Below are 1,362 nucleotides of genomic sequence, written 5' to 3'. Positions count from 1 at the left end.
CGCATGTGCTGGCCAACATCGATCGCATGGTGATCGGCCCGGCGCTATCGACGAGACTTGCCTTCGAGGATGACGATTCAACGAAGCTCGGTTCGGCGCTGTCGGCCGGAGAGCGGGCGGAGCTGGTGGCGCGCATCGAACGCGATGGCGGCGATTTTGTCGGCCAGGAAGCGGTGACGCTTTCGACGACGCCCGTCTATGTCGGCGGGTGGCTGGAGCCGCGGCCAGCGAGCCTGCGCGTCTACCTGGCGCGAACGCCGGAGGGCTGGACGGTGATGCCGGGCGGTTTTGCCCGCATCGGCCTGTCGCTCGACCCGACGGCGATCGCCATGCAGCGTGGCGGCCAGGCGGCGGATGTCTGGGTTGTCAGCGACAAACCGGTGGAGCGCGAGACGCTGCTGCCGCAGGAAGGCGACAGTTTCAGCCGCACCAGGCCCGGCAGCCTGCCCAGTCGCGCGGCGGAGAACCTGACCTGGCTCGGCCGCTACATCGAGCGCTCGGAAGACACGGTGCGCATCCTGCGCGCCTACCATGTGCGGCTCGCCGAAACGTCCGACCCGGACATGCCGCTGCTCGCCGACATCAGGGATTATCTCGAACCTTTCGGCATCGACGTCGAGACGGCGATCCCGTCAGGGCTGATCGGCACGCTGGATAGCGCGGTCTACAGCGCCGGGCAGATTCGCGACCGCTTCTCGCCCGACGGCTGGCTGGCGCTGAAGGACCTGTCGAAAACCATCCATCAGTTCGCAACGACGGTCGCGCCCGGCGACGACGCGACCCGGGCGATGACAGTCATCCTGCGTAAGCTCGCCGGCTTTTCCGGCCTGCTGCACGAGAACATGTACCGCTTCGCCGGTTGGCGCTTCCTCGAGATCGGCCGCCGGCTGGAGCGCGGCATCCAGATCTCCCGCACGCTGTCGCGGCTGACCAGCGCCAAGGCGCCGGACGGCGCGCTCGACATGATGCTGGAGATCGGCGACAGCGTGATGACCCATCGCCGCCAATATCCGGTGCAGGCCGGCCGGCGCACGGTGATCGACCTGCTGGCGCTCGATCCGCTTAACCCGCGCTCCATCCTGTTCCAGCTCGAAAGGCTGAAGGCCGAAATCGGCCTGTTGCCGTCGCTCGGCGGGGAGGGGCAAATGTCGCCGGCGGCGAAGGAAATCCTGCAGCTCAACACCCAGATCGCCATCAAGGAGCCTTCGGATATGACGGCAAAGGCGCTGGACGAGCTCGCCCACGAAATCGGCGGCCTCTACAACAGCCTCGCCAAAGCCTATTTCGGATAAATCATGCTCTACGATATCAGGCTTCATCTCCACTATGATTACGCTTCCGCTGCCGGCGGCGGTCGTCATC

1 protein-coding gene is annotated in these 1,362 nt (G+C 66.1%); it reads left to right on the top strand.

Annotation, left to right across the window (positions count from 1 at the left end; translation table 11 throughout):
* A partial coding sequence (locus tag EN969_RS31190; protein WP_206525281.1) for an alpha-E domain-containing protein occupies positions 1 to 1,292 on the top strand: 1,292 nt, incomplete at its 5' end.
* Positions 1,293 to 1,362 lie beyond the last annotated feature (70 nt).

This window comes from Mesorhizobium sp. M7A.F.Ca.CA.003.01.2.1 (assembly GCF_003998945.1).
GTDB lineage: Bacteria > Pseudomonadota > Alphaproteobacteria > Rhizobiales > Rhizobiaceae > Mesorhizobium > Mesorhizobium ciceri.
This window is presented reverse-complemented; position numbering and strand designations above follow the sequence as displayed.